The organism is Methylobacterium sp. NMS14P (assembly GCF_028583545.1).
Classification (GTDB): Bacteria; Pseudomonadota; Alphaproteobacteria; order Rhizobiales; family Beijerinckiaceae; genus Methylobacterium.
Map to the genome: position 1 here is coordinate 2,374,245 of NZ_CP087106.1, position 25,779 is coordinate 2,400,023.

Sequence of the window (25,779 nt, forward strand, 5' to 3'; positions counted from 1 at the left end):
GCGATACCGCCAGCCCTCCCATATGCCCACCGCGAAAAGCAGGGCCGCAACCAGCAACGGGCCGTCTCCTTCCGCGCGAAAAGATAAACTTTTACGCGCTAAACCTCTGGCAGTTCACGGATTTTCGACTGCGTGCCCGACCTTCGAGGGTGGGATTTAATTTAGCATTAACTCGGCGGGTCTCCCCGGGCGGTTCGTCAGAGGCCGGCGTCGGGCATGATCGCTCTGCTGGCGTCGCTCGGACAGTCAGGCACGCAAGCAGGTTGCCAACCGAGCGCCGCAGCCGACCGGCAGACGCGAGGTCATTGACGAAATCGATAACTCGAATCGATCGCATCTGTTTGGATCATGTTGCTCTGCAACGTAGATAGTCCCTCGAAGCCGGGCACGACCCGGACAACGAGAGGACTTCCGACCATGACCGTTCGCACCATCGTTCTCGCCGCCCTCGCCGCCGTCCCGATGATCGGCACCGCTCAGGCCGACGAGACCATCGCGCTGACCCCGCCGCTCTACCGGGAGCAGGCTCGTCCCACGGCCGCCGTGCGGCCGGCCTCCGAGCTGACCACGACGCCGCGCCTCGTCCCGGCGAGCCCGGCCTCGCGGCGGGTCGTCGCCACCGCGGTCTCGGTCCGCTGAGGCGGGGCGTGGCCGCGATCCGGCGCCACCGGGCGATCCGGTGGCGCCGGCCGCAGCGCCGGCCCGGCACGAGGTGTCCGCCCGCCCGTCAGACCGGGCAGGGTTTGCCCCCGGGCAGAACAACCTCGCTCTGCCCGTTGTAGATCTCGCCGCCGCGCACCGGCCAGATCTTCTTGTACTGGAAGGTCCACCGGGTCAGGTTCGAGAGGACCGGGAAGATCGGGTGGTAGATCATCGTGACTTCCGACACGACGAAGCGGTCTCCGTTCCGGGTCATCCCGGCGGGTGGCGCGCCGAGCGAGGAGCCCGCCGTGCGGGCCTGCCCGTTGGATTCGGCACTCGAGCAGACCTTGGTCGTCGCCGAGCCGCCGTTGCTGTAGGTGCCCGCCGCCGTCAGCACGATGCTCGCCCGGCTCACGTCGTAGGGGTTGGAGATCGCCCCCGTCGCGGCGAAGACCGGCTTGAGGTCGGCGTAGCTCCCGCGGGAGATCAGGTCCGCCATCGTGGCCGCCGCGTTGTCGAGACGCTTCCCGATCATGTAGGCGCGGGGCAGCTCGATCGATCCCATCAGGATCAGCAGCAGGATCGGGGCGATCACGCTGAACTCGATCGCGCTGACGCCCTCCCGGTCGCCGATCAGGCGGGTCAGGCGGGCGCGCAGACGTCCGCTCAGCACGGCTTGGGCTCGTAATCCTCGGCCCGGAAGATCTCGGTCGTGACCAGCAGCTGCGTCTTGTCGGACATGATCCGACCGGTGAAATCCAGCATCTGGAACAGCCGCATCACCGGCACGGCGACCCGGACCGTGACGGTGTCGCCGCCCTGCGGGCACTCGAACCGCTGGCCGAAGCCGGGTGTCCAGGTCTTGGTGGTCTTGTCGAACGGTTCCGCCGGCTGCGAGGCCGAGAACGAGGGCGTCCGCGAGACGTCCAGGCGCAGATCGGCGCAGGGGAACAGCGCCGAGGGACCGGTGCAGACGATCCTGCGGAGGCGCTGGCCCGGATCGCTGCCGTCCGAGCCGTCCTGGAAGGTGCCGGTGCGCAGCTGCCGGACGCTCCGGTCGACCGCGATGTCCAGGGTCTGCTGCTCGATGGCGATGACGCCCGATTCCGCAACGACGCCCAGGAGGGCCAGGAACGGCGCGGCCAGGAGCGCGAACTCCACCGCCGAAGCCCCGGTCCGGTGGCCGGCGAACCGTCGAACGGGCCCGGCGGTGCCCTCGGTCCCGCCCGGACGGCGGACGGTCGCGACGCGCCGCAAGATGCCCATCATGCCAAACGAACTCTGCAGGTCCGTGCCCGCCGCTGTCCGGACGCAGAAGCGCGGACGAAAATAACCCTATGATGAGGCCGTTTAAAAACGGTTCAAATCTGAGTAGAAATTGCGTCTTCAGCAAGATTTTGCGGGGGCGACGCTTGAAGAGGGGCTAGATTCGCCCTCAGGTTGTGTATTGTTGTATTCCCTCGCGGGGCTGGCCCCGACGCAGCCAGTCGTCGAGGCGGCGGCGGGCATTGGCGGGCGGCGTATAGAAGTTGTTCACAGCGAAAGGAGGCTTATTCGAGTGCTGACAGCTTTCCGGGGCTCCGGCGCGACGGATTTTTAGGAGCTGGACTTTACGCCTACCGGATCGGTGGCCGGTGCCGCCGCAGCCGCCGATCCGGTCCCGCCCTGGGAGAGCCCCCTATTTTTCCCTTCTGGAGAGTGCTCCGCGTCGGTTCGCGAGCCCTGACGGACCGGTCCGGCTCGGTGGCCCTGACCTTCGGCCTGAGCGCCGTGGTGCTGCTCGGCCTGACCGGCGGCGGCATCGATTACGCCCGCCTCGCCTCTCGGCGCAGCCAGCTCCAGAACGCCGCCGATGCCGGCGTTCTCGCGGCGGGCAACTACCTCAAGCTCGCCGTCTCCACGTCGGCGGCGGCCAAGAGCATCGTGGTCGACACGGTCCACGCCCAGGCGGCGCCGCGACCCGAGAGCCCCTACGCCGTCCGGGTCGACGTGGCGGACGACAAGACCAGCGTCGCCACGGCGGTCGACGAGACCGTCAGGCTCTCCTTCGGCGGATTCGTCGGCGTACCGACCGTCAAGGTCTCGGTCCGCTCGACGGTCCGCGTCGTCGGCAAGATGCGCCTGTGCCTGCTGACGCTGGACCCGCTCGCCGCCGGCGCGTTCGAGCTGGAGAAGAGCGCCGAGGTGACCGCCCAGGATTGCTCGCTCTACAGCAACTCGCAGAGTCCCCGCGGCATGGTCGGCAAGGACAGCGCCTATGCCCGGGCGCAGACGATCTGTACCGCGGGCGGTTTCGACGGCGCCCGCGCGAATTTCGCGCCGCCGCCGCAGACGGGCTGTCCGCCGATCCAGGATCCCCTGAAGGACAGGGCGGCACCGCCGATCGGCGCCTGCGCGGCGATCCCGTCCTCCGCCAACAGCAAGCGCGACACAGGCGGCAACCTCGTCGACCAGAGCGCCACCCTCGAACCGGGCACCTATTGCGGCGGCCTGCACATCACCAAGAACGCATCGGTGACGCTGCGCGCCGGCACCTACGTGATGAAGGACGGGCCGCTCATCGTCGACAAGAATGCCGCCATGACGGGGACCGACGTCGCCTTCTACTTCACCGGCAACAAGGGCGGCCTCCTCTTCGACAAGAAGACCACGGTCAGCCTGTCGGCCCCGACCACCGGCTCCATGGCCGGCCTGCTGATGATGGAGGAGCGCACGGTCAGCGATCCCGTCGACCCCGCGGCAATCCTCGCCGGCTTGGTGGACCAGACCGTCACGCCGCTGCTGTCGCCGCCACCGTCGCCGACCCCGCCGCCGCTCGCCGCGACAAAGCCCATGCGGACCTACCGCATCATCAGCGACAACGCGCGGACCATGCTGGGGACGCTGTACCTGCCGGCCGGCCGCGTGGTGATCGACGCCAGCAAGCCCGTCGCCGACCAGTCGGCCTACACGGTGATCGTGGCGCAGCAGGTCAACTTGTACCAGGGCCCGAACCTCTATCTGAACGCGAATTACGACGCGACCAGCGTGCCGGTGCCCAAGGGGGTCGGACCCCTCTCGGGCAAGCTGCTGCTGTCGCAGTAGGGAAGACGCGATGCGGACCCTTCGTCGATGACTCGTCGCCTGGGAGTGACACGGTGCTCGCGCTGATCCTCGACGATTCCGAGATGAACAACCTGCTGATCATGCAGGCGCTCAAACCCGTGGCCGACTGCGAGCCGGTCGCCTTCACGTGCCCCGTGACGGCGCTCGACTTCCTGCGGGCGCATGTCGACCGGATCGGGGTCGTCGTCACCGACTACGACATGCCCGGCCTGACGGGCCTCGAGGTCATCGCGGCGGCGCGGGCGGTCCCGGGCTTCGCGCACGTGCCGATCGTGATGGTGACGAGCCTCGACCAGCGCAGCCTGCGCCACGAGGCCCTGCGCGCCGGCGCCACCGACTTCCTCGGCAAGCCCTGCGATCCCGTGGAGATCCAGGCGCGCATCACCAACCTGATGAAGATCAGCGCGGCCCACCGGCAGGAGCAGGACCGGGCCGCGTGGCTCGCCCGCGAGGTCGCGGCCGCGGTCGCCGTCATCGAGGCGCGGGAGCGCGAGATCATCGCCCTCCTGATGCGCGCCGCCGAGCACCGCGACACCGATACCGGCGATCACATCGCCCGGGTGGCCGGCTACGTGGGCGTCATCGCCCGCAACCTCGGCTTCGACCCGGCGAAGATCCGGATCCTGAAGCTCGCCTCCACGATGCACGATGTCGGCAAGATCGGCGTGCCCGACGCGATCCTGCTCAAGCCGGGACCGCTCTCCGCCGAGGAGCGCGCCGAGATGGAGAAGCACGCCGAGCGCGGCCGGCGGATCCTGGAGGGCAGCACCTCCGACGTCGTGCGGCTGGCCGCCGAGATCGCCGAGAGCCACCACGAGCGCTGGAACGGCACCGGCTACCCGAAGGGCCTGCGCGGCGAGGCGATCCCGCTCTCCGGCCGCATCGTGGCGGTGGCGGACGTGTTCGACGCGCTGGTGACCGAGCGGCCCTACAAGGCGGCCTGGCCGCTCGAGCGGGCGCGGGCCTTCGTGGCGGACCAGGCCGGCCGCCACTTCGACCCGCGCTGCGTCGAGGCCTTCCTGGCGAGCTGGGACGCGGTGACGCGGACCTGCCTGCGCGCCGCCGCCTGACCCCGTCCCCGCCCCTCCCCGCGATCGGGCCCGGCCGGGCCACCTGAAGGAGCAGAGCGTGCATCTCGCGTGGCTGAGGCCCCGGCGCTCCCTGGCGGGCCGGCTGGCTCTGGCGGTGACCGGCGCCGTGACGGCGGCGCTCGTCCTGGCGACGGCCCTGTCGGTCTGGCGCGAGGTCGCCCGCTACGCCGCCGACAAGCAGGCGGCGCTGGAGGCCGTCGCGCAGGTCTTCGCGCATGGCGGCGCCCGGGCCACCGCCGCGGGCGACGCCGACGGGGCGGACGCGTCGCTGCGGGCGATCGGCAAGGTACAGTCCATCGTCTACGCGGCGATCGAGCGGCCGGACGGGTCCGTCCTCGCCGAGCAGGGGATCGGCCTGCGCCTGGCCCAGGACGCCGCCCGGGACGGCGCGGACCTGTCCCTCCTGCACCTGCTCGCCACCCGGAGCCTCCAGGCGACCGCGCCGATCGTGGAGAACGGGCGCCCCGTCGGCCGGGTCGTGCTGATCGGCGAGACCGACGACATCCTCGGCCACCTCCGGGCCGCCGCGCAGAACGCCGCGCTGGCGGCGCTGCTCGCCGTCGCGATCGGCGTCGGCGTGTCGCTCTACCTGCAGCGCAGCGTCACGCGCCCGCTCGCCGCCCTCGCCCGCACCATGGAGGCGGTCCGCCTGCGCCACGACTACGCGCAGCGCGCGCCCGTGGGCGGCGACGACGAGGTCGGCGCGCTGGCGCGGACCTTCAACGACCTGCTCTCGGCGGTGAACGAGCGCGATCACCGGCTCGCCGCCCACAGCGCCCACCTCGAGGCGGAAGTCAGCGCCCGGACGGCCGACCTGAGCGAGGCCAAGCAGGCCGCCGACGCCGCCAACGCCGCCAAGTCGGCCTTCCTGGCCACGATGAGCCACGAGATCCGGACCCCGATGAACGGCGTCCTGGTCATGGCCGAGCTGCTGGCCGGGTCCGACCTGCCCGCGCGCCAGCGCCGCTACGCCGAGGTGATCGCCCGGTCCGGCCGGTCGCTCCTGGCGATCATCAACGACATCCTGGACTTCGCGAAGGTCGAGGCGGGCAAGCTCGAGCTCGAGCGCGTGCCCGTGAGCCCCGCGGAACTGGCCGACACCGCGGTGACGCTCTTCGCCGAGCGGGCCCGGACGGCCGGGCTCGACCTCGCGGCCGAGGTCGCGCCGGAGGTGCCGCGGGCGATTCTCGGCGACCCGGTCCGCCTCGGGCAGGTGGTGAGCAACTTCGTGTCGAACGCGCTGAAGTTCACCGAGGCCGGCCACGTCGCCGTCCGGATGGCAGTCGATGCCGGCGACGGGTGCCTCGTGATCGCCGTCTCCGACACCGGGATCGGCATCCCGCGGGACAAGCTGGCCACGATCTTCTCGGCCTTCACGCAGGCCGACCAGTCGACGACCCGCCGCTTCGGCGGCACCGGCCTCGGGCTCTCGATCGCCCAGCAGATCGTTGCCGCGATGGGTGGCACCGTGGCGGTGACGAGCCGCGTCGGCGCGGGCTCGACCTTCTCGGCGCGCATCCCCGTGATCGTCGCCGAGCCGGCCCGCTCGGTCCGGCGCCGCGACGCGGTGCCCGCCGCGATCGTGCTGGACACGGCCGGTCCCGCCACCCGCGCCGCCCTCGCGGCCGGCCTGCGCGCGGCCGGCTTCGCGCCGGTCGCGCCGGGGAGCGCCGCCGCCCACTGGATCGGCGACGCGGCCGCCCTCGTGGCGGCGGGGCGCCGGCCGGACCGGGCCGCGCGGGTGCTCGCCGTCGCGGGGCCGGGCGACGGCGCGGCGGACGCGGCGCTCCGCGCCGGTCTCGCCGACGCGGTGCTGCGCTGGCCGGTGACCCAGGCGGAGTGGCAGCCCGTCCTGGCTGCGCTGGCCGCCGGGGACGCCCTCGCCGCGTCCGCGCCCTCGGTCGAGCCCGCCGCCACGGTCGAGGCGCTCCCGCAATTCCCGGCCGCGCGGGTGCTCGTCGCCGACGACAGTGCGGTCAACCGCGAGGTCGCCCTCGAGGCGCTGGCCCGCTGCGGCGTGACCGATGTCGTGACCGTCGAGGACGGGGCCGCGGCCGTGGCGGCCGTCGAGGCGCGCCGCTTCGACCTGATCCTGATGGACGGCAGCATGCCGGTCCTGGACGGTTTCGCGGCCGCGCGGCGGATCCGGCAGCGCGAGGCGGTCATCGGCGGGCGCGTTCCGATCGTCGCCCTCACGGCGCACGTCCTCGGCGAGGCCGCGGACGCCGCGGCGGCGGCCGGCATGGACGGGACGCTCCTGAAGCCCTTCACCCTGCGCCAGCTCGCCGACCTGCTGCAGGCGCAGGTGCCGGCGCTCCGCGGCGCGCCGGCGGACGCCCCGGCGCGATCCGGCACACCCGAACCGGGCGGACCGGTCGCCGCGCCGCCCGAGGCGGCCGACGCCGACGACCTCCTCGACGCCGAGGTCCTGGACGGGCTGCTCGGCCTCGGGGACGGTGCCTTCCTCGACCGCGTCCTCGACCTGTACCGGGCGCAGGGTCCGGTGGCGCTCGCCCATCTCAGGGAGGCCCTCGCCGCCTCCGATCAGCCGGCCATCGCCCGGGCCGCGCACAGCCTCAAGTCGATGAGCGCGAATGTCGGCGCGCGCGCCCTCGTGGCGCGGCTGCGCGTCATCGAGGAGGCCGCCCGGAGCGCCGCCTGCGCCGAGCGGGCGGACGCGTGCGACGCCCTGGACAGGCTGCTCGCCGCGACCATTCGCGGCCTCGAGGGTCGGACCCGGTCCCGGGCGGAGGCCGCCTAGGAACGAGGCGGGCACGCCCGACGGCCTCGGCGCGCTGCCGGGCCGGCCCGTCGACGCGTTCCGGAAAAGTATTCCCTCGGCAGACCGCGCGATTTCGCAGACCTGCCCTGCGCTTCGGTATCTGGCATGCCAGAGGGTTCGGCCGTACGGTTCCGCTTCCTCCCAAGCACTCCCTCAGCCCGCCCGGTTCGCCGCGGCGGGCTTTTTCGTGGTGCCGGTCCCGGACCGGCGGTCCCTGGGCCGGCCCGGCCACGTCCGTGTGCCGACCCGGCTCGGGATCAGGTGATGAGCATGCGGCGGGTGAACATCGCGGCCGCGAACAGCACGGCGGCGGCGGCGGTGATGATGCTCGTCATCAGGATGCGCCGCGGCTCGGTCGAGGACCCGGCCTTGATGGGTTCGACGATCGGCACCAGGGCCACGACCTGCTGCTGGGCGACGATGCGGGCCCGGTCATAGGCCAGCTGCACGTCCCGATGATACTTCTCGGCGTTCTCGCGCTCGTGCTCGAGATCCTCGAACCGGGTGAGCGCGTCCGAGAGGCGCCGCTTCTCCGTCGGCGCGGTGCCGGCCAGCTGCTGCTGGACCCGCGCGATGTTCGCGTCGAGATCGCCGATCTGCTGCTTCAGGTCGATGATGCTGCGGGATTGCGGGCCGAGGTCCCGCTGGAGCACCGAGAGCTGAACGGCGAGCTTGGTGCGCGTCTCCCGCAGTTCCGAGACCGACTTGATGGTGGCGGTGTTCGACTTGATGACGTCGAGCACGCCCTCGCGGTTGCGCAGCTCGTTCAGGGCGGCGTTGGCCTTGGCCTCCCGCTCCTCGGCGAGCTTCAGGACGCGCGTGCTCACGTCGAGGGCGTCCTTCCGGGACGGCATGCTGAGGTCGTTCAACATCCGCTCGGTGTCCGCCATGACCGCCTTGGTGATGGCGAGCGACTCGTCGGGATCGAAGGCCTCGACAGTCAGCGACATGATGCCGGACGCGGATTCGACGTCGACATCGACCCGCCGCCGCCAGTACCGCAGGAACTTCTCGACCGGCTTCTCCGGGTTGAAGCGGGAGAACATGTCGATGTCGTCCCGACCGAACCACGCGCGGATCGGGAGTTCCGCCGAGACCGCTTCGACCATCGGCCGGCTGTGGATGTACTCCTGCGCGATGAGCGTTTCCTGGGCGACGGTCGCCTTGATCACGCCGGCATTCGTGCCGACCGTGTCGGGCGTCGCCTTGTCGGCGGTGCCGATGGTCGGCCGGATCGCGAACCGCGCCTCGGTGACGTAGCGGTCGGAGGCGATCAGCCCGTAGTAGATCCCGGCGGCCAGGGTCGGGAGGACGAAGCAGACGGCGAACAGGAGCGGCAGCCAGGGATCGCTTTTGACGTGGCTCTGATAGGAGCGCACGCCCTTCTTGGTGTCGGGCAGGCCCGGGAGGCGCGCGAACTGCCGCAGCGATTGCGCAATCACCTTGTTCCGGTCGATGCCTTTCAGCGGCCTGCCCTGGGCTTTCTCGACCTGCATGTTCATCGTTGCTTCTCGAAGCTCGGGCTTGCGCGGGCATCGTCCGCCCGCGCGGCTTTCACGCCGCTCGCGCAGGCCATCACACGGACAGGCGGCGAAAGCATGTCAGCCGCGATCCTCCGGGTTCGGCCGCATCCCGCTATGACGCCGGGCCAGCAGTCCCGCGATCCGCCGCCGCGATAGATCCGTGTGTCCGAGGACCGTGCTGCACCGGTGTGCCCCCACTGGGACCGGCGCCGGAGCCGTTCCCGATCGCGTTGCAACGGTTTGGAAGGACGGCGACCCCGGTCGGGACGGCCGCGCCATGCCGCCAACCCCGTGCGGGAGACGGAACCCGCGCCGCATGCGACACGGGCCCGGTGATCGCCTCGGGCCCGATGCGGTCGGGACCGGCGCTAGGGGCTCTCCGCGACCGTGATCTGATCGGCGACGCCCTCGGTCTTGCCGCTGAGGCCCGGCACCTCGTCGAGCTGCCGCAGGCTGGTGAACCGGCCGCGCTCCTCCCGGTAGCGCACGATCTCGAAGCCGTGGCCCTTCAGGGCCGGAACGCTGTCCAGCTCCTCGGCCGTCGCCGTGTTGAGATCGATCATGGTGCTCCACTCCGCGCCGGTCGGCGCCGTGCCAGTTCGCTCCGGTCCCCGCGTCAGTCCGGCCGCCTCAGCGGGTGGGATCGGCGCGGAACTGCCGGTGGGCGGGCTCGGACGCGTGACAGCGGCAGGACGGCGGCAGGCCGGTCGGGTCCGCGCGGCACGAGTCCTCGCCGCTCAGCAGGCGGAGCAGCAGATGCTCGAGGGGCGCCGCCTGATAGGGCTTCTGAAGCACCGGAACGGTCTGATAGGCGGCGTCCAGGCCGTGCTGCCCGTACCCGGTGGCGAACAGGAACGGCGTGCCGCGCGCCAGCAGGAGGTCGGCGACCGGGTAGCTGCGCGCGTCGCCGAGATTCACGTCGAGCACCGCGAGATCGAACGCCTCGGTCCGGGCATGGGTCAGGGCCCTGTCGAGGCGCATCGCCACCACGACCTCGCAGCCCAAGTCGAGCAGCATGTCCTCGGCCAGCATGGCGACGAGGCTCTCGTCCTCGACCAGCAGGACCCGGCGTCCGGAGAGCGGCGTCATGGCGCGCGCGGCCCTTCGACCGTCTCCTGGCCGATCCAGCCGAGCCGGGTCAGCGGGATCCGCATCTGGCAGGTCACGCCCGTGGGCGCGTAGGTGATCGCCGCGCTGCCGTCGAACTCCAGCGGCAATTGCCGCTCGATGAGCCGTGAGCCGAACCCCTTGCAGGTTGGAGGTGCGACCGTTGGGCCGCCCCGCTCCTCCCAGAACAGGTCGAGTTGCTGTCGGTCGTCATCCCGGTCGTGCAGGGACCACGTCACCGCGACCTGCCCTTCAGGTGTCGACAGGGCGCCGTACTTCGCCGCGTTGGTCATCAACTCGTGCAGAGCCATCGCCAGCGTCACTGCCACCTTAGGGTGCAATCGCGCGTCCGGTCCTTGTAACCGGAAGCGGCCGGCGTCGACCTCCGCCAGAAGGTGGGGGGCGAGCGCGCGCTCGACCACGCTGCGCAGGCTGGCGCTCTCCCAATTGTCCTCGACCAGCACGTTGTGGGCGTTGGACAGGGCGGCCATCCGGGCGTCGAAGACGGCGCGCGCCGTCTGGTCCGTCTGCCCGCGGAAGGTCTGCGCGGCGATCGACTGCACCGTGGCGAGGGTGTTCTTCACTCGGTGATTGAGCTCGTTGATCAGCAGGCGCTGGCGCTCGGCCGCCGCCTTCTCCTCGCTGATGTCGCGGACCTCGATGATCGTGCCGATGATGTTGGTCGCGTCGTCCCGGATCGGGCTGGCGGTGAACGCCACGGGGAAGAAGTGCCCGTCCCTGTGCACGAACACCTCCTCGCCCCGCTCCTGGTTGTTCTCCGGGAAGGCGCGGTCGATCGCGCACTCCTCAAGCGGGAACGGCCGGCCGTCCGGGTAGGTGTGGTGGACGATGTCGTGCAGCGGGCAGTCGCGGGCGAGAACCTCCCGCAGCGTCCAGCCGGTCAGCTGCTCGGCGGCGCGGTTCATGTAGATGCAGTGCTGGCGGTCATCCATCAGGAAGATCGACACGGAGGCGTTGTCGAGGACCGCGTTGAGGCGACGCTCGCTCTCGAAGAGCTGGCCCGATCCGCGACGCAGGCTCACCAGCGGCGCGCTGGCGGCGGACGAGGATTGCAGCGGCTGCCGCGAGTTCGGCACGGTCACGACCCTTCACGCGGGTTGGTCTGAGATACCCTGCGCGCGGTCCTGGCGGACCTTCGGGACTGGGCACGATGGACGGCCGCGCCGGGCGGCGCAGAGGCGGGAGCGTGCAACGCACCATGCGCGGCGGTTGTTCCGCCGCGCGGCCGGACCGGTCGCGCTGTCCCGCCCGGGTCCGGATCACGCGGGTCCGGGCACCGGCCGGCGCGCGGACATCGCGCCCCAGTCCGGTCGACGCTCCAGCGGGACGAGGAAGAAATCCCACGTCACGTAGTCGCTGACCGCGAGCCACGTGCTCGCGTCGTCGATCAGGTTTCCGGTGATGTCCGCGCAGACGTAGCCGTGGCTCTCGGCGAACCGGTAGAGGGAGTCCTGCGCGTGCCCGTAGGCGGAGTAGCCGGCCCAGCCGTACTCCACGCTGACGATCGGGCGGCATCGCCGGAGGAGCTGGGTCGCGCCGCTCAGGGCGTTCAACTCCCCGCCCTCGATGTCCATCTTGATGTAGGCCACCGCGGGGACGTGACCGAGCGCGGTGTCGAGCCTCTCCGTCCTGACCTTGATCGTCTTCGACGTGATGGCGGGACTGCTGAAGTAGCGGGCGAGGAGACCGCTCTCGCCGGGCACGCTCGCGACCGTGAAATCGGTGCGCCCCGCCGTGTCGGAGAGGGCGACGTCGTGCAGCTCCACCTCGGGCCGCCGACCGAAACGCCGCGCCAGGTCCTTCATCAGGAACGGGATCGGCTCGAAGGCGTGGACCTTGCCGGTCGGGCCGACGATGTCGGCGAACGCGACGAGGTGGAGCCCGGTATGGGCGCCGACATCGACGACGACGTCCCCCGGAGCGAGGAAGCGGCTGTAACCCTGCCGCAGGATGCGCTCGTAGTCCGGGACCTGACCGGTGTCATGAACCGCCTTGAAGGCTTTGGCGGCGGCCACGGCAGGATGCATGCGCAAGGTCCGTTCTGCGGCGACGGGTCCGGAGGGCTGGCGACGTCGCGCCCATGTAGCCCTCCCTGCGCCGGCTCCGCCAGCGCGCTCACGGCGGGGCGGTCCGCGGCAGGGTGTCGACTCCCGCCGGCCGGGCCCGGACCGGTCTAGGCGGACCGGCCCTTCTCGAACCGCTTCAGCAGCCGCTCGCGCTTCAGCCGCGACAGGCGGGCGATCCAGAACACGCCGTCGAGCTGGTCGATCTCGTGCTGGAGGACCGCGGCCGGGAAGCCCTCCGTCTCCTCCTCGTGGGCGGACCCGTCGAGGTCGCGGTAGCTCAGGCGGATGCGGGCGGGCCGGGAGATCCGCTCGCGCACCCCCGGCATGCTCACGCTGCCCTCGTCGTGGGTTGCCGTCTCGGGGGACGCCCAGGACACGACGGGGTTCACGTAGACGCGGGCGCTCTCGTCCGGCGAGATCCGGACCACCACGAGGCGCGCGGGGACGCCGATATGCGGGGCCGTCAGGCCGATGGCGCTCTCGGCCATGAGCGTGTCGCGGACATCGTCGGCGATGGCCTTCAGGGCCGGGCCGAACGCGTCGACCGGCTCGGCCGGGCGCGTCAGGCGCGGATCGGGAAACAGGACGAGCGGGCGCGCCGGCATGGTTGATCAGTCCGCGTTGGTCGGTCCACCTGCGGCGACGCGAGAGCCCGCCGCGCGCCATGCAAGCCGCGCCGCGGGGCGGGTCGTCAAGACGGGCGCGCCCCGGTCCCGCCCGCGTCGCCGAGCCCCGGCCCGGCCGCGACGGCGCGCGCGACGTGGCGGAGCTTGTCGGGATTGCGCGTGACGTAGATGGCGTCGATCCGGCCGTTCTCGATCGCGAGGGCGGTCGTCTGCAGGAGGCCGCCGCGCTCGCGGCTGACGTAGCCCGGAAGACCGTCGATCCACACGAACGCGATCAGCGCCGCCCGGCCGTCGCCCCACTTGCGCCGCGCGCCCGCGTAGAGCCGGAGCAGGCGCTCCAACCCCCGGATCGGATTGACGAAGGCGAGCACCTTGCCGCCCCCGTCCGAGGACAGCGTCACGCGGTCGGCCAGCAGCGTCCGCAGCCGCGCGACATCGCCGCTCGCGGAGGCCTCGAAGAACGCCCGGGCGACGCGCTCGCCCTCGTCGCGGGTCACCGGATAGCGCGGCCGCGCGGCCCGGACGTTCCGGCGCGCGCGCGCCGCGAGCTGGCGCACGGCCGGCGCCTCCCGCTCGAGCGTCTCCGCGACGTCGCCGAGCGGCAGGCCGAACACGTCGTGGAGCAGGAAGGCCGCGCGTTCCAAGGGGGACAGCCGCTCGAGCGCGAGCATCAGCGTCAGGGTGAGGTCGTCCTCGTCCACGCAGTCCGCGCCCGCCTCGACCAGCGGCTCCGGCAGCCAGGGGCCGACATAGCTCTCGCGCCGCGCGCGCGCCGACTTGATCTGGTCGAGGCAGAGCCGCGTCACGACGCGGGCGAGGAACCGGTCGGGCGCCGCGACCCCGGCCCGGTCCGCCGCGACCCAGCGCAGCCACGCGTCCTGCACGACGTCCTCGGCCTCGCTGCGCGAGCCGAGCATGCGGTAGGCAACGCGCAGGAGCCGGGGGCGGTGCGCCTCGAAGGTGGCGGTTCCCTCCCCGTAGATCGGCCGCGCGACCGGACCGGACGCCCGGACGCGTCGCGGCCGAACCTGTCCGCGCGGACGGTCGGGGCGCGTCATGCCGTCGCGAGCCATGTCTCGAAGCGCGTGCCGCCGAGGCGGGCCGCGGCCCCGTCGTCGGGAACCAGGGAGCCCCGCGCCAGCGGGGCTCCGAAGTACCGGGCGGCGCCGTCGACCGTCACCGCGCGGCCGTCACCGGCGGCCGCCACGCGCCGGGCGACGAACGCCCGGAACGGCAGCCGCTCCGGCCCCGCGACGTCGATCGTCCCGCCGACGGGCGCGGCGACCGCCACCGCGGCGAGCGCCGCGGCCACGTCCGCCGCCGCGATGGGCTGGAAATCCGCGTCCGGCACGACGATCCGATCCCCCACCGCGAAGGCCTCGGCGATCGTGGCGATGAACTCGAAGAACTGTGTCGCGCGGACGATGGTGTAGGGAAGGCCCGAGGCCGCGATCAGCCGCTCCTGCGCGACCTTCGCGCGGAAGTAGCCGTTGCCGTCCGCGCGGTCCGTGCCGACGATCGAGAGGGCGACGTGGTGCCTGACGCCCGCCTGCCGGCCGGCGGCGAGGAGGTTGCGGCTCGAGCGCTCGAAGAAGTCGAGCACCGCCGCGTCCTCGAAGGAGGGCGCGTTCGCCACATCGACCACGGTGTCGGCACCGACGAGAACCTCGGCGAGGCCGACGCCCGTGACCGCGTCGACGCCCGTGCTCGGGGAGGCCGGGACGGCCTCGTGGCCCGCGCGCTCCAGCTCGGCCGTCAGATGCCGGCCGATCAACCCGCTGCCGCCGATCACCACGATCTTCATGATTTCCGTCTCCCGCGCGGACCGGGCCGAGGGGCACCCTGCCGCTCCGGCGTCCCGGTCGGCAACAGGACGATGCAGCATCCCGGTTTGTGACATCCGGCCGCAAAAAGCGACGGCCGCGGCGTTGCGAGAGACCGCGGCCGGCGCTACGGAGGCCCCCCGCTGGAGCCGAGACGCCGATGAGACTGAACCTGACCGCAACGCCGCCCCGCCTTGCCGCCAGGACCGTCTCTCCGCATGCCAGCACAGCTCTCCCTTCTGAACATCGCGTGGACCGCGCCTGACGGGCGCGCCGTCCTCTCCGGCATCACGGCCAGCTTCGCGCAGGAGCGGACCGGCATCGTCGGCCGCAACGGGGCCGGCAAGAGCACGCTCCTGAGCCTCATGGCGGGTCGCCTGGCGCCGACGGGCGGCACCGTCCACCGCGACGGCACGGTCGCGCTGCTGCGCCAGTTCGCGGGCCCGACCGCGGACGAGACCGTCGGCGACCTGTTCGGCGCGACGGCGGGCCTGGCGCTGCTCCGCCGCGCGGAGACCGGCGCGGCGGAGGCCGACGAGCTCGCCGCCGCCGACTGGACGCTCGCGGAGCGCCTGACGGCAGCCCTGGCGCGGATGGGCGTGCCGGTCAGCCCCGACGCGCCGCTGCGGCGCCTCTCCGGCGGGCAGCGCGCCCGCGCGGCGCTCGCGGCGGCGATCTTCGCCGCGCCGGACTTCCTGCTCCTCGACGAGCCGACCAACGATCTCGACCGCGACGGGCGGCGGGCGGTCCACGAGCTGCTGCAGAGCTGGCGCGCCGGCGCGATCGTGGTCAGCCACGACCGGGCCCTGCTGGACGCGATGGACGCCATCGTGGACCTCGCGCCGGCGGAGGCGACCCGCTACCGGGGCAATTTCGACGCCTTCCGGCAGGCCAAGGCGACGCGTCTCGCCGCGGCCGAGCACGACCTCGCGGTGGCCGAGAAGCGGGCGACGGACCTCGGCCGCCGGGCGCAGGAGCGGGTCGAGCGCCAGCAGCGCCGCGACGCGGCCGGGCACCGCCGCTCCGCGCGGGGCGACCTGCCCCGGATCCTGGCCGGGGCCCGCCGGGACAATGCCGAGCGGACGGCGGGCGGGAGCGCGCGCCTCACCGAGCGCCAGCGCGCCGGCGCCGAGGCCGAGCTGGTCCAGGCCCGGGACCGGATCGCGTCGGTGAAGCCGGCCGCGATCGCGGTCCCGCCAAGCGGGCTCCACGCCGACCGGCACGTCCTCGCGATCGCCGACGTGACGGTCGGCTACCGGCCGGGACAGGCGGTCCTGAAGGGCGTGTCCCTCGCGCTCACGGGTCCGGAGCGCGTCGCCCTCTGCGGGCGGAACGGCTCGGGCAAGTCGACCCTGCTCGCCCTGGTCGCCGGTCGCCTCAGCCCGTGGTCGGGCCGGGTGTCGGTCGGCGTGCGCGCCGCGCTGATCGATCAGCGCCTCGCCCTGCTCGACCGCGACCGGACCGTGGCGGAGAACTTCGCGCGTCTCAACCCGGAGGAGGACGCCAACGGGTGCCGGGCGGCCCTGGCGCGGTTCCAGTTCCGGGCGGCGGCCGCCGACCGCCCCGTCGCGGCGCTGAGCGGCGGCGAGCGGGTCCGGACCGCCCTCGCCTGCGTGCTCGGCAACCGCGCGCCCCCGCCCCTCCTGATCCTCGACGAGCCGACCAACCACCTCGACCTGGACGCGGTCGCGGCTCTCGAGGCCGGGTTGGCGGCCTATGACGGCGCGCTCCTCGTCGTCAGCCACGACGCGGCCTTCCTGGACGCGCTGGGGATCACCCGCCGCGTCGACCTCGACGATCTCGCCGACCGACCCCGCGCCTGAGGGGGCATCCGGAACGGCGGCGGGACGAGGACCGCGCGGCGCTCGTCGAGCCCTCGGCGCACGTGGCGCGGGTCCCCTCTCCCGCACGGGAGAGGGACAGGGTGAGGGAGGAGAATTATCCGGAGAGATCGCATCCCTCACCCCAGCCCTCTCCCGCACGGGAGAGGGGGCACGGCGCGGCTGTCTCAACCGGAGTCGTCGTCCTTCCAACCCGTCGCAACACGATCGGGAGCAGCTCTGGCGCGCCCGTCAGGGGTGGCCGGTCCGGATCGTCTGGCGGCCGCGCGGGTGGCGGGCGGCCCGACCGCCGGCCTGCCGGACACCGTCCCGCCGCGTCCGCGGGATCACTCGGACCCGTCCCGAGGCGGCCCCGCCGGGTCGAGCCGGAGGGTGAACAGGCGCAGGACGGTGCGGGCGCCGCGCACCGGCCCGACGGCGATCACCCGCGCCCCGCCGGACGGCGCGGCCCGGACCACCGCCTCCGAGGCGAGGCAGTCGCAGGGCAGCGCGCGGGTCATCTGTTCCAGGCGACGGGCCACGTTGACGGTGTCGCCGACCGCCGTGAACTCCACGCGCTCCGCCCCGATGACGCCGATGAAGACCGGGCCGCGATGCAGCCCGATGCCGAGCCGCACCGGCGGCAGGCCGGCCTCGCCGCGCTCCCGGCTCCAGGCCGCCATCGCGGCCGCGAGCGCGCGGGCCGCCGCGACGGCGCGGTCGGCGTCCCCGGGCGCCGCGCCCGGCACGCCGAACACCGCCATCACCTCGTCGCCGACGAACTTGTCGACGAGCCCGCCCGCCGCCTCGATCGCGCGCGCGGCGCGGGACCGGAACGCGGCGAGGAACGCCGCGACCTCGCCGGGCGCCATGCCCTCGCAGAGGCGGGTGAAGCCGCGGATGTCGGCGAAGAGCACCGTCGCCTCCTGCTCCCAGCCGGGGCGCCGGGCGGCGCGATCCGTCTCCGCGACCCATCGGGCGACCGCCGGCGCGGTCAGGCGCGCGAGGTTGTTCCGCTGCCGCGTCGCGGCGCGCGCGGCTCCGCGCAGGCGCTGCACCCGCAGCGAGAGCCACGCCAGGGCGAGCCCGCCGAGCCCGACGGTGACGGGCTCCGGCGTCGTCGTGGCCGCGAGCGCCAGGAGCAGCGGCAGCGGCGCCGCGGCGAGGAGCTGGCCATGTCCCGCCGCCGCGACGGCGAGGCGGCGGCGGATCGGGGCGGCCCTCGCCCGTCTCCTGATCCCACCCGCGCGGCCGGGACAGGCATCCGCTCCGTCCGCGCGGTGCTCCCGGAGCGCCATCGCGGGCATCAGCAGCCCGTGCAGACGCGGCCGATGATGCGCTGTGCCCGGGCGTGCTCGCGCTCCACGGTGGGGGAGCGGAGGTCCAGATCCGTCCGGAACGGGCGGGCATGGATGATCGCCGCGAGGCTCGGAACGTCGGCCTGAGCGAAGCGCGGGACCGGCTGCGCCCGCGCCTCGGTCGGGGCCGCCAGGACCATCAGAAGCGTCCCGATCGCGGGGGCCGCGGCGGCTCGTGTGCGGTGAGAGATCATGATCTCGTGCTCCTCGTGGTGGAGCATCCAAAGTAAAAATCCGATCTTTCACCGCGATTTCGGCGGATCGGAAAACAATGACAGCGGAAATGAGGCGCGATCGACGGGCGTGATCCGGATCGTTGCCGGGACGGCGGGGCCGGGGAACCAATTTCCATGGGCCGTCGTGCGAGCGGCACCCGGTCCGCCGGACCGGGTGCCGTGATGGGCGCCGATGAGAGGGCCGTCCCCGTCGGGACGGCCCTCGGGTCGCGAGCGGGAACGGTCAGGCGGCGCTGCGCGCGCGGCCGCCGTGGCTGGACAGGAGCCGCAGGATCTCGGCCCTCGCGTCGTAGGCGGCGAACTCGGCGGCGAGGCGCCGCGCCTCCCGGCGATGGCCGGGCGCGTCGAGCACTTTTCGCACCGCCAGCCGGATCGCCTCCGGTGTCGGGTCGTTCGCCGCGAGGTCGATCCCGGCCCCCGACCACGCGATGCGGGCGTTCACGTCGGCCTTGTCCTCGGTGAGGCCGGCGGCGACGAGGGGGATCCCGTGGCTCAGGGCCTGGTTCACGCTCCCGTAGCCGCCGTTGGTCACCATGGCGTCGACCCGGGGCAGCAGCCACTCGAAGGGCAGGTAGGGCGAGAGCCGCGCGTTGGCCGGGATCGGGCCCGGGATGGCCTCGAGCCCCCGGCCGCCGCCCGTCACCACGGTCAGGATGTCGGGCTCATCGGCCAGCGCCCGGAGGGCGGGGCCGACGAGCAGACCGAAATCGTGGTTCGCGACCGTGCCCTGCGTGACCAGCACGACCTTGCGGGCGCCGTCGAGGTCGGCCGCCCAGGGCGGGAGCGCCGCCTGCCCCGGGACGATCGGCAGGGCGCCGATGAAGCGCACCGTCGGCGGCCGCGGGAACGGGTACTCGAAACTCGGGACGGTGAGCTGCAGGTAGGTGTCGGCGAGCCGCACCACCGCGTCGAACAGCGGCCAGGGCGGGGCGGCCCGGCCGAGTTCCGCCAGCTTGGCGGCGAGGCTCAGCCCGACCGGCCGGTCGACGGCCGCGTCGTAGGCCTCGGCGATGCGGCCGTAGGCGGCCTCCTGCTCGGGCGTCTCGGCCGGCGGGAGGCCCAGGAAGGCCGGAGCCCGGTCGGGCCGCGCGCAGTGCAGGATCGAGGTGCCGCACAGGACGATGGCGGGGCGCTCCGCGCGCGGCCCCAGCAGCAGCGGCAGGGCGCCGAAGAACATGTCGTCGCCGATGACCACCGAGGCCGGGAAGGCCTGCAGTGCCGCGCGCAGGCCGCGCGCCTGGTCGGGGATCCGGTCGACGAACACGCGCTCCATGGCGACGCGCAGCCAGTCCGGTCCCGGCGCGATCTGGGCCAGTTCGGGCACGACCGCGCGGAGGTCGCGGCCGTCGAAATCCGCCGCGCCCGGCAGGGCCATGAACCGGGCGCCCGCCGCCACGATACGGTCGCGGAAGGCCGAGCCCGAGTGGACCATGACCTCGTGGCCGTCCGCGGTCAGCATGTGGGCGATGGCGAGGAGGGGATTGAGATGGCCCGTGGCGGGCGTCGAGCAGAGGAGGACCTTCATCGCATGTCCTTTCCGTGGGGGAGTGAGGGCGCCGCCTGATCGCGGCGCGATCGACGGGGCGTCCGGGAGCGAGGCTGGGGGCGGCCCGTTACGGCGCGGCTGCGGCCCGGGGCCGAAGCGGTTACGGCTGCAACGGGCGCGCGGGGGACGCGCGGGGGACGCGGGAGAGGCCCCTCGCCCGTGCGGGAGATGGTTGGGGTGAGGGACCCGGTCGTTCCGGAGAGGTCGGATCCCTCGGCCCGTCCCTCACCCGGCGGATCTCGGGCCTGCCCGAGATCCGGCTCGAGAAGCCCCAGGTCGGGCGGGCCCGACTCGGGTGGAGAGGGGACCCGCGCCACGTGCGGCAGGGGGGGTGGCGACCGCCGCCGTCCCGCCCGGGTCGGGAGCCGCGCTAGGCGGCGACCCGCAGCGCGTCGATGCGGCGGATGCCGCTGTGGCCCCGGAGGACCGGCATCGCACCGATCAGGCGCAGGCGCGGGGCGAGGCGCAGCACGGCGCCCAGTCCCTCCTCCAGCTCGACCCGCGCCAGGGCCTCGCCGATGCACCGGTGCGCGCCGCCGCCGAAGACCGGGTGGAGGCGCGGGAGGTCGGTGCGCCGGATGTCGAAGGTGTCGGGACGCGCGTAGACCGCCTCGTCCCGCATCGCCGACAGCGTCGAGAGCAGCATCAGGCTCCCGGCCGGCACGACGTGCCCGTCGAGGGGGATGTCCTCCCGGGCGACCCGGCCGGCGGACCCGGCGCTCGGCTCGTAGCGGAGGGATTCCGCCACCGCGCCCGGGATCAGGTCGGGATCGCGGCCGACCGCCGCCCACTGCTCGGGATGCTGCAGCAGCAGCGCCACCTGCATGGCGCCGGCGACCCGGGTCGTGTCGGTGCCGCCGATGATCATCTGCACGAGCTGGATCACCACCTCCTGCGGCGTGAGCTCGCCGGCCGCCTCGGCCTCCGCGAGGAAGCGCGACAGGAAATCGTCGCGGGGCGCCGAGCGGCGCGCGGCGAGGATCGCGGCCACGTAGTCCTGCAGCGCGACCGCCGCCGCCTCGAGATCCGGGATGTCCTCCGGTCCGAAGGTGAAGCTCAGCACCCGGGAGACCTCGTAGGCGAGGTGCGTGAACCGGGGGATGTCGTCGCGCGGCAGGCCGAGGATGTCGGCGATCGCCTGGGCGGGGATCTGGGCGGTGTAGCGCGCGACGAGGTCGATCTCCCCCTCCCCCAGCCAGTCGCGGACGAGGCCCTCCGCGGCGACGCGGATCCGAGGGCGCAGGCCCTCGATCAGACGGGCCGCGAAGGTGCGGGTGAAGGGCGAGCGGCGCCGGCGGTGGACCGCGCCGTTGGCGGTGAGCATGCCGTGCGCGAAGATGTCGAACAGCGCGCCCTCGGGGATCGCGCGCGACTCCGGATAGAGCGTCTCGGTCGCCTGGGCGCGGGGGTCGCGCATCAGCAGATCGACGTCGCGGGCGCGGAGGATCAGGAAGCCCGCGACCTCGTGCCCGACGAAGGGCAGCCGCGGCCGCCAGGCGCGGAACACGCCGTGCGGGTCGGCCTCCAGCTCCGCCACCGTCAGCGTCGGGACATCGGCCGGGGCGCCGGGCCGGGAGTCGGTCGGGCCGGTCCGTCGCGTCAGATCTTCGGTCGCATTCATCTATGAAGTCTCGCTGCTGTGTTGCGCGAGAACTCTCGGAAGACCGAGCTACAGGATTATTGCGGGAGCTTGGCCGATGATTACAGCCATAACATTCGGTGTTCCGGTGAGCCGGGCGCCCCGACGCCCGGCTTGTGCGGAAGAGCACGTCCGGCGCCGCGGATTCGGTGTGTGAGATGTTCCGAAATCATGCCGTAACGTGATCCTTCGAAAAAGGCGCCGCTTCGCAGAAGGAGAAGTCCTCATGGTTGCAGGGCTGGCGAATACGGACGATGTCTTCGAGACGCTGCTCCGACGGACGATCACCGACTTCGTGATCGGCGGTATGGACCACGGGATCCCGGACGAGGACGGCCTCATCGTCCGCCTGAGGCACTACGAGGTGCGGGCGCGCGAGGAGCAGCTGAGCTCCCAGACGCTCCAGGTCATCTCGTCGGCGCGCCGCCTCCTGGGCGACCGGACGGAGGCGGGCCGGGCGTCCTGACGCGCCCCGCCCGTCCGGCGCTGGTGCCGCGGCGTCCCGCTACCGCGCGCGCGGCCTCAGGCCGACCGCCAGGAAGCGCTCGATCATCGCGTTGACCTGCTCGGCCACCTCGATCGTGTTGAAATGGCCCGCCAGCAGCGTCTGGGCGGTCACGAGCTGCGGGCAGAGTTCCCGCAGCCGGTCGAGGTCGCGGGCCGCCGCCACCAGCGGCACGTCCGCCGAGATGTAGGCCATCGGGACCCGGCAGGCGCGCGCGGCCGGGACGGGATCGTGGCGCAGCACCATGTCGCGCAGCGCCCCGTAGGCCACGTGCTGCGGCGTCCGCTGGCAGCCGCCGAGGATGAACGTCTCGAAGATCGCCTTCCGCCGGGCCGGATGGTCGTAGGCGCCGCCGATCGCCCAGGCCATCTCGCGGACGACGGACCGGTAATCCGGGCCGCCGACGCCGGCCAGCAGCCGCTCGATCTCGGCGCCGCCCGCCCTGTCCGCCGACGGCAGGACGATCGAGTCGATCATGACGAGGCCGGCGGCGAGGTCGGGGTGGCGGCCGCACAGCTCCAGCGCCACCGCGCCGCCGAAGCTGTGGCCGATCACGATCGGCTTCACCAGGCCCAGCGTCCGGCTCTGCCACGCGACGTCCTCGGCGAAGCCCGCGACCGTGTAGTCGCGCTCCGGCGCGTCGCTGGCGCCGTGGCCGCGCAGGTCGACCGCCACGACGCGGCGCGTCTTGGCGAAGTGCCGGATCTGCGGCGTGAAGATGCCGTGATCGCCGGTCCAGCCGTTGATCAGCAGCAGCGGCTGCCCCTCGGGGGTGAGCGGCCCGGCCTCGATATGGGCGAGCCGGCCGTCCTCGCGCGTCAGGTAGAGGGGCGGCCAGGGGGGCGGGTCGAAGATCATGCGGGTTCTCCGTGGGACTGGGCGGGGGCGCGGGGCGCCGATCGGGCGAGGCCCGCGTGGGCGGCGGCGGCCGCGAGGCCGCAGCCGAGCATCACGGCGGCCATCGACAGGGCGGACCGGCCGTCGAAGAACCGGGCCACGAGGTCGCTGGCGACGGCCGCCCCGAGCATCTGCAGGAAGACCGCGACGGCGCTGGCCGCGCCCGCCTCCGCCGGGTTGCGCTCCGTGGCGCCGTGCACGGCGTTGGGCGAGACGAGGCCGAAGGCCAGGGCCACGCCGACCATCGCGGCGACCACCGGCAGGGCGGCGGGCGGCCGGGCCAGCGCGGCGACGAGGAGCGCGGCGGCCGCGCCGGTCGCCAGGGCGAGGCCGGCGGCGATCACCCGCGGCGGCGAGACGCCCCGGGCCGCGAGGCGCCCGTTCAGGAAGGCGCCCACCATCACCGACAGGGAGCTCGCCCCGAAGACCAGCCCGTAGGTCAGCGGATCGAGGCCGAGGGCGTCGATGAACACCAGCGCCGAGCCGGTGATGTAGGCGAAGACCGCCCCGGCCGCCGCGGCGTTGCACAGGGCGTGGCCGAGGAAGACCCGGCTCGCCAGCATCCGCCCGTAGCCGCGCAGGATCCCGGAGGCCGGCCCGGGGGCCGCGCTCCGCCGCAGGGGCTCGTCGATGTGCCGGATCGCCACCAGGGCCGCCAGGGCGGCGGCGACCGGCGCGGCGTGGATCAGCCGCCAGCCGCCGAGATGCATCAGCCCGGCGCCGACGGTCGGGGCCACCATCGGCACGACGTTGATGGTGAGGACGACGAACGACATCCGGGCGCGCGCCGCCGCGCCCTCGAACAGGTCGCGCACCATCGCGAGGACCGCCATGCCCGGGCCCGCCGCGCCGATCCCCTGCAGCGCCCGGAACAGCAGGTAATCCGGCAGCGACCGCGCCGCGCCGCAGCCGAGGCTGCCGGCGACGAGGAGGAGGCAGCCGCAGACGACGGCCGGCTTGCGGCCCAGCCGGTCCGAGACCGGCCCGTAGACCAGCAGCGCGCCCCCGAAGCCGAGCAGGTAGACGCCCATGGCCGCGCCCATCGCGGTGGCCGGCACGTGCAGCGCGGCCGCCGTGTCCGACAGGCTCGGCAGGATCATGTCGATCCCGAAGGTGGGGAGCGCCGCCAGCAGCCCGAGCAGCGCCGAGAAGGCGGCCGAGCCGGGGCGGATGCGGGAACGCGCCGGCGCGGACGCGCGGATCAGGCCCAAAGCCGGTCTCCGCCCCGAGCAACACCCCGGTTCGCGGGATCCCGGCGCGCCGCCACCATCGCGTCGATCTCGCGGACGAGACCGCCCGCGTCGAGATCGGCCCGCACGGCCGCCCCGAGGGCCTCGGCGGCCCTGCGGAAACCCGGCTCCGCCAGGACCCGGCGCGCGGCCGCGGCGATCTCGGCCTCGCCCGCCCCGGCGGGAAGGCGCAGGCCGGCGCCGCGCAGGGCGACGCGGGCGGCGTTGTCGGCCTGGTCGCGGGCCAGCGGGATCACCAGCAGCGGCACGCCGTGCAGCAGCGCGCGGCTGACCGTGCCGTGCCCGCCCTGGCACACCACCAGATCGGCCCGCGCCATGAGGGCGTCGTGGGAGGCGGCCGCCACGACGCGGACGGCGGCGGGAGCGTCCAGCGCCCCGGCCCCGACATTCGGGCCGGTCGTCACGACGGTCTCGGCCTCGACCGACCCGACGGCGCGGGCGACCCGCCGCAGCAGGTCGGTCTGGTTCTGGGCGCCGGTGCTGCCGGCGACCAGGATCCGCGGCCGCCGCGCCCCGGGCCACGCGGTCAGCGCGCCGCGGGACCAGCCCGGCTCGTCGAGCAGCGGGCCGATGTAGCGGTAGTTGGCGGGCAGCGCCTGCGTGTCGAAGTCGAAGGCGCGGCTGACGGCCAGCAGGACGCGGTCGGCGCGATCGAAATGGGCGAAGGCGCTGGCGACCGGCGGCAGCCCGAAGGCGCGCCGCGCGGCGTTGAGCGCCGGCCGGCCCTGCTCCATCGCCGACACGATCGCGGCGGTCGCCGCGTCCACCGCGTCCCGCTCCGCCTCGGTCCGCGGCGGCGTCAGGCCGCTCGCGGCGGGCGGAATGCCGGGGAGCGGGCGAATGCTGACATGCGGCGACAGGACCGCGAACGGCAGGTCGGCCGCCTCGGCCGCCAGGGTGCAGCCGGGCAGCAGATCGAGGCTCAGGACGGCGTCGGTCGGGAGGCGGCGGATCTCGTCGAGCGTGTCGGCCGCGTAGGCGCCCGCCGGGGCGAACATGGTCCGGCGCAGCCAGTCGGCGAGGTCCGAGAAGTCGGCCGGATCGGCGTCGAGGCCGGTCGGGGCCCGGCGCCACCCGACGAACGGGAAGCCCGCCGCCTCGACCTCCCCGCACATCGCCGGGTCGGCCATGACGCGCGGGCGGTGCCCCGCCCGGCGCAGCTGCCGGGCCGCCGTGAGCACGGGGCTGAGATTGCCCGTGGTGCCCCACGAGATGCAGAGGAGATTGAGCGACATGGTCTGGATGTCCCAAGCTGATCGCGCGCGGGCGCCACGCCCGCCCTGCTCGGGGGCATGTCCCGCGACGCAGGCGCGCGGTGAGGCCGCGACGCGGCGGACCTGTCCGGATCGATCTGGAGGAGGTTGTTCTGCCGACGGCAGGACAATCAGAGCGCGTGGCGATTTCTGCTGCCGATATCGCGCAGGAAGTCGACGTAATCCGGGTGGATACTGTGGATGCAGCCGCCGAACGCGAAGCTGATCACCAGCGCGTCGAGCAGCCATCGTCCGAGGCCGCCGCCCGCCGGTTGCGGGGCGGCGGCGGGAGACGCGGTCGGGCCGTCGCGCTCCCGCGACGGGCGCCCCGGCGGTCCGGCAAGGTCAACCGGCGAAGTCCGAAAGTCGGGCCCGGACTCGCCGAAGTGTCGTCGCCGGCGCGGACGGATCTCCGGGATCGCGGCGTCAGGCATGATCACCTCTCTATTGCGAGAGCATGATCGTGGTTTTGGCGGGTTACATCCCCGT

General features: G+C 73.5%; 24 protein-coding genes. 6 read left to right on the plus strand and 18 right to left on the minus strand.

Annotated features, from left to right (window positions below; all coding sequences use genetic code 11):
* Positions 1-417 precede the first annotated feature (417 nt).
* Positions 418-639, plus strand: a complete 222-nt coding sequence (locus LOK46_RS11270) for a hypothetical protein (protein ID WP_273563849.1) — start codon at positions 418-420, stop codon at positions 637-639.
* Positions 640-727: 88 nt separating this feature from the next.
* Here the strand turns inward: LOK46_RS11270 and LOK46_RS11275 are convergent, their stop codons facing one another.
* A complete protein-coding gene (locus LOK46_RS11275; protein ID WP_273563850.1) occupies positions 728-1,315 on the minus strand; it encodes a TadE/TadG family type IV pilus assembly protein in 588 nt (195 codons plus the stop codon).
* Positions 1,309-1,911, minus strand: a complete 603-nt coding sequence (locus LOK46_RS11280) for a TadE/TadG family type IV pilus assembly protein (protein ID WP_273563851.1) — start codon at positions 1,909-1,911, stop codon at positions 1,309-1,311. The genes LOK46_RS11275 and LOK46_RS11280 overlap by 7 nt, the downstream gene beginning before the upstream one ends.
* Before the next feature lie 429 nt (positions 1,912-2,340).
* Here LOK46_RS11280 and LOK46_RS11285 point away from each other — a divergent pair, with 429 nt between their 5' ends.
* The 3 genes from LOK46_RS11285 to LOK46_RS11295 are packed head-to-tail and all read left to right on the plus strand — an operon-like array spanning position 2,341 to position 7,599.
* Entirely contained in the window at positions 2,341-3,726 is a 1,386-nt protein-coding gene (locus tag LOK46_RS11285; RefSeq protein WP_337251970.1) for a TadE/TadG family type IV pilus assembly protein, read from the plus strand.
* A 53-nt stretch (positions 3,727-3,779) separates the two neighbouring features.
* Positions 3,780-4,817 (plus strand): HD-GYP domain-containing protein, encoded by a 1,038-nt coding sequence (locus LOK46_RS11290; protein ID WP_273563853.1) that lies wholly within the window; start codon positions 3,780-3,782, stop codon positions 4,815-4,817.
* A gap of 58 nt (positions 4,818-4,875) precedes the next feature.
* A complete protein-coding gene (locus tag LOK46_RS11295; RefSeq protein WP_273563854.1) occupies positions 4,876-7,599 on the plus strand; it encodes an ATP-binding protein in 2,724 nt (907 codons plus the stop codon).
* A gap of 278 nt (positions 7,600-7,877) precedes the next feature.
* Here the strand turns inward: LOK46_RS11295 and LOK46_RS11300 are convergent, their stop codons facing one another.
* The 8 genes from LOK46_RS11300 to LOK46_RS11335 all read right to left on the minus strand — a co-directional run bounded on the left by LOK46_RS11300 (position 7,878) and on the right by LOK46_RS11335 (position 14,767).
* On the minus strand, positions 7,878-9,122 hold the full coding sequence (locus LOK46_RS11300) for a capsule biosynthesis protein (protein WP_273563855.1): 1,245 nt from the start codon (positions 9,120-9,122) through the stop codon (positions 7,878-7,880).
* Positions 9,123-9,511: 389 nt separating this feature from the next.
* Entirely contained in the window at positions 9,512-9,706 is a 195-nt protein-coding gene (locus LOK46_RS11305; RefSeq protein WP_273563856.1) for a ComEA family DNA-binding protein, read from the minus strand.
* A 67-nt stretch (positions 9,707-9,773) separates the two neighbouring features.
* The gene (locus LOK46_RS11310) at positions 9,774-10,232 is read right to left on the minus strand and encodes a response regulator (protein WP_273563857.1); all 459 of its coding nucleotides are present in this window, start codon (positions 10,230-10,232) and stop codon (positions 9,774-9,776) included.
* The gene (locus tag LOK46_RS11315) at positions 10,229-11,347 is read right to left on the minus strand and encodes a sensor histidine kinase (protein WP_273564580.1); all 1,119 of its coding nucleotides are present in this window, start codon (positions 11,345-11,347) and stop codon (positions 10,229-10,231) included. The genes LOK46_RS11310 and LOK46_RS11315 overlap by 4 nt, the downstream gene beginning before the upstream one ends.
* 183 nt (positions 11,348-11,530) lie before the next feature.
* Positions 11,531-12,298 (minus strand): FkbM family methyltransferase, encoded by a 768-nt coding sequence (locus tag LOK46_RS11320; RefSeq protein WP_273563858.1) that lies wholly within the window; start codon positions 12,296-12,298, stop codon positions 11,531-11,533.
* A 146-nt stretch (positions 12,299-12,444) separates the two neighbouring features.
* Positions 12,445-12,942 carry a peptide deformylase gene (locus LOK46_RS11325; protein WP_273563859.1) on the minus strand — a complete coding sequence of 166 codons (498 nt, stop codon included), beginning with the start codon at positions 12,940-12,942 and terminating at the stop codon, positions 12,445-12,447.
* 86 nt (positions 12,943-13,028) lie between these two features.
* Positions 13,029-14,021, minus strand: a complete 993-nt coding sequence (locus tag LOK46_RS11330; RefSeq protein ID WP_273563860.1) for a sigma-70 family RNA polymerase sigma factor — start codon at positions 14,019-14,021, stop codon at positions 13,029-13,031.
* Positions 14,018-14,767 carry an SDR family oxidoreductase gene (locus LOK46_RS11335; protein ID WP_273563861.1) on the minus strand — a complete coding sequence of 250 codons (750 nt, stop codon included), beginning with the start codon at positions 14,765-14,767 and terminating at the stop codon, positions 14,018-14,020. The genes LOK46_RS11330 and LOK46_RS11335 overlap by 4 nt, the downstream gene beginning before the upstream one ends.
* Before the next feature lie 237 nt (positions 14,768-15,004).
* Here LOK46_RS11335 and LOK46_RS11340 point away from each other — a divergent pair, with 237 nt between their 5' ends.
* Positions 15,005-16,609: an ATP-binding cassette domain-containing protein gene (locus tag LOK46_RS11340; protein ID WP_273563862.1), complete on the plus strand. Its 1,605-nt coding sequence runs from the start codon at positions 15,005-15,007 to the stop codon at positions 16,607-16,609.
* A 344-nt stretch (positions 16,610-16,953) separates the two neighbouring features.
* Here the strand turns inward: LOK46_RS11340 and LOK46_RS11345 are convergent, their stop codons facing one another.
* The 4 genes from LOK46_RS11345 to LOK46_RS11360 all read right to left on the minus strand — a co-directional run bounded on the left by LOK46_RS11345 (position 16,954) and on the right by LOK46_RS11360 (position 21,367).
* Positions 16,954-17,904: an adenylate/guanylate cyclase domain-containing protein gene (locus tag LOK46_RS11345; protein WP_273563863.1), complete on the minus strand. Its 951-nt coding sequence runs from the start codon at positions 17,902-17,904 to the stop codon at positions 16,954-16,956.
* Positions 17,905-17,912: 8 nt separating this feature from the next.
* On the minus strand, positions 17,913-18,158 hold the full coding sequence (locus LOK46_RS11350; protein ID WP_273563864.1) for a hypothetical protein: 246 nt from the start codon (positions 18,156-18,158) through the stop codon (positions 17,913-17,915).
* A 265-nt stretch (positions 18,159-18,423) separates the two neighbouring features.
* Positions 18,424-19,725: a glycosyltransferase gene (locus LOK46_RS11355; protein WP_273563865.1), complete on the minus strand. Its 1,302-nt coding sequence runs from the start codon at positions 19,723-19,725 to the stop codon at positions 18,424-18,426.
* A 391-nt stretch (positions 19,726-20,116) separates the two neighbouring features.
* The gene (locus tag LOK46_RS11360) at positions 20,117-21,367 is read right to left on the minus strand and encodes a cytochrome P450 (protein ID WP_273563866.1); all 1,251 of its coding nucleotides are present in this window, start codon (positions 21,365-21,367) and stop codon (positions 20,117-20,119) included.
* Between the two features lie 244 nt (positions 21,368-21,611).
* Between LOK46_RS11360 and LOK46_RS11365 the strand changes: the two genes are divergently transcribed.
* The gene (locus tag LOK46_RS11365; protein WP_273563867.1) at positions 21,612-21,851 is read left to right on the plus strand and encodes a hypothetical protein; all 240 of its coding nucleotides are present in this window, start codon (positions 21,612-21,614) and stop codon (positions 21,849-21,851) included.
* A gap of 39 nt (positions 21,852-21,890) precedes the next feature.
* On the opposite strand, the gene LOK46_RS11370 is transcribed toward LOK46_RS11365, so the two are convergent.
* From LOK46_RS11370 to LOK46_RS11385, 4 genes are all read right to left on the minus strand, one after another.
* Entirely contained in the window at positions 21,891-22,748 is an 858-nt protein-coding gene (locus tag LOK46_RS11370) for an alpha/beta fold hydrolase (protein ID WP_273563868.1), read from the minus strand.
* Complete coding sequence (locus LOK46_RS11375; protein ID WP_273563869.1) at positions 22,745-23,998, minus strand: Bcr/CflA family efflux MFS transporter; 1,254 nt, start codon at positions 23,996-23,998, stop codon at positions 22,745-22,747. The genes LOK46_RS11370 and LOK46_RS11375 overlap by 4 nt, the downstream gene beginning before the upstream one ends.
* Entirely contained in the window at positions 23,989-25,272 is a 1,284-nt protein-coding gene (locus tag LOK46_RS11380) for a glycosyltransferase (protein ID WP_273563870.1), read from the minus strand. Before LOK46_RS11380 ends, LOK46_RS11375 begins: the two co-directional genes overlap by 10 nt.
* Positions 25,273-25,421: 149 nt before the next feature.
* A complete protein-coding gene (locus tag LOK46_RS11385) occupies positions 25,422-25,724 on the minus strand; it encodes a hypothetical protein (protein ID WP_273563871.1) in 303 nt (100 codons plus the stop codon).
* Positions 25,725-25,779 lie beyond the last annotated feature (55 nt).

What these genes read in the sequence shown, in the direction of transcription:
- LOK46_RS11270 (WP_273563849.1), top strand. Translation starts at nt 418, where the DNA reads ATGACCGTTCGCACCATCGTTCTCGCCGCCCTCGCCGCCGTCCCGATG.
- LOK46_RS11280 (WP_273563851.1), bottom strand. Translation starts at nt 1,911, where the DNA reads ATGATGGGCATCTTGCGGCGCGTCGCGACCGTCCGCCGTCCGGGCGGG.
- LOK46_RS11300 (WP_273563855.1), bottom strand. Translation starts at nt 9,122, where the DNA reads ATGAACATGCAGGTCGAGAAAGCCCAGGGCAGGCCGCTGAAAGGCATC.
- LOK46_RS11305 (WP_273563856.1), bottom strand. Translation starts at nt 9,706, where the DNA reads ATGATCGATCTCAACACGGCGACGGCCGAGGAGCTGGACAGCGTTCCG.
- LOK46_RS11310 (WP_273563857.1), bottom strand. Translation starts at nt 10,232, where the DNA reads ATGACGCCGCTCTCCGGACGCCGGGTCCTGCTGGTCGAGGACGAGAGC.
- LOK46_RS11320 (WP_273563858.1), bottom strand. Translation starts at nt 12,298, where the DNA reads ATGCATCCTGCCGTGGCCGCCGCCAAAGCCTTCAAGGCGGTTCATGAC.
- LOK46_RS11325 (WP_273563859.1), bottom strand. Translation starts at nt 12,942, where the DNA reads ATGCCGGCGCGCCCGCTCGTCCTGTTTCCCGATCCGCGCCTGACGCGC.
- LOK46_RS11330 (WP_273563860.1), bottom strand. Translation starts at nt 14,021, where the DNA reads ATGACGCGCCCCGACCGTCCGCGCGGACAGGTTCGGCCGCGACGCGTC.
- LOK46_RS11335 (WP_273563861.1), bottom strand. Translation starts at nt 14,767, where the DNA reads ATGAAGATCGTGGTGATCGGCGGCAGCGGGTTGATCGGCCGGCATCTG.
- LOK46_RS11340 (WP_273563862.1), top strand. Translation starts at nt 15,005, where the DNA reads ATGCCAGCACAGCTCTCCCTTCTGAACATCGCGTGGACCGCGCCTGAC.
- LOK46_RS11345 (WP_273563863.1), bottom strand. Translation starts at nt 17,904, where the DNA reads ATGGCGCTCCGGGAGCACCGCGCGGACGGAGCGGATGCCTGTCCCGGC.
- LOK46_RS11350 (WP_273563864.1), bottom strand. Translation starts at nt 18,158, where the DNA reads ATGATCTCTCACCGCACACGAGCCGCCGCGGCCCCCGCGATCGGGACG.
- LOK46_RS11355 (WP_273563865.1), bottom strand. Translation starts at nt 19,725, where the DNA reads ATGAAGGTCCTCCTCTGCTCGACGCCCGCCACGGGCCATCTCAATCCC.
- LOK46_RS11360 (WP_273563866.1), bottom strand. Translation starts at nt 21,367, where the DNA reads ATGAATGCGACCGAAGATCTGACGCGACGGACCGGCCCGACCGACTCC.
- LOK46_RS11365 (WP_273563867.1), top strand. Translation starts at nt 21,612, where the DNA reads ATGGTTGCAGGGCTGGCGAATACGGACGATGTCTTCGAGACGCTGCTC.
- LOK46_RS11370 (WP_273563868.1), bottom strand. Translation starts at nt 22,748, where the DNA reads ATGATCTTCGACCCGCCCCCCTGGCCGCCCCTCTACCTGACGCGCGAG.
- LOK46_RS11380 (WP_273563870.1), bottom strand. Translation starts at nt 25,272, where the DNA reads ATGTCGCTCAATCTCCTCTGCATCTCGTGGGGCACCACGGGCAATCTC.
- LOK46_RS11385 (WP_273563871.1), bottom strand. Translation starts at nt 25,724, where the DNA reads ATGCCTGACGCCGCGATCCCGGAGATCCGTCCGCGCCGGCGACGACAC.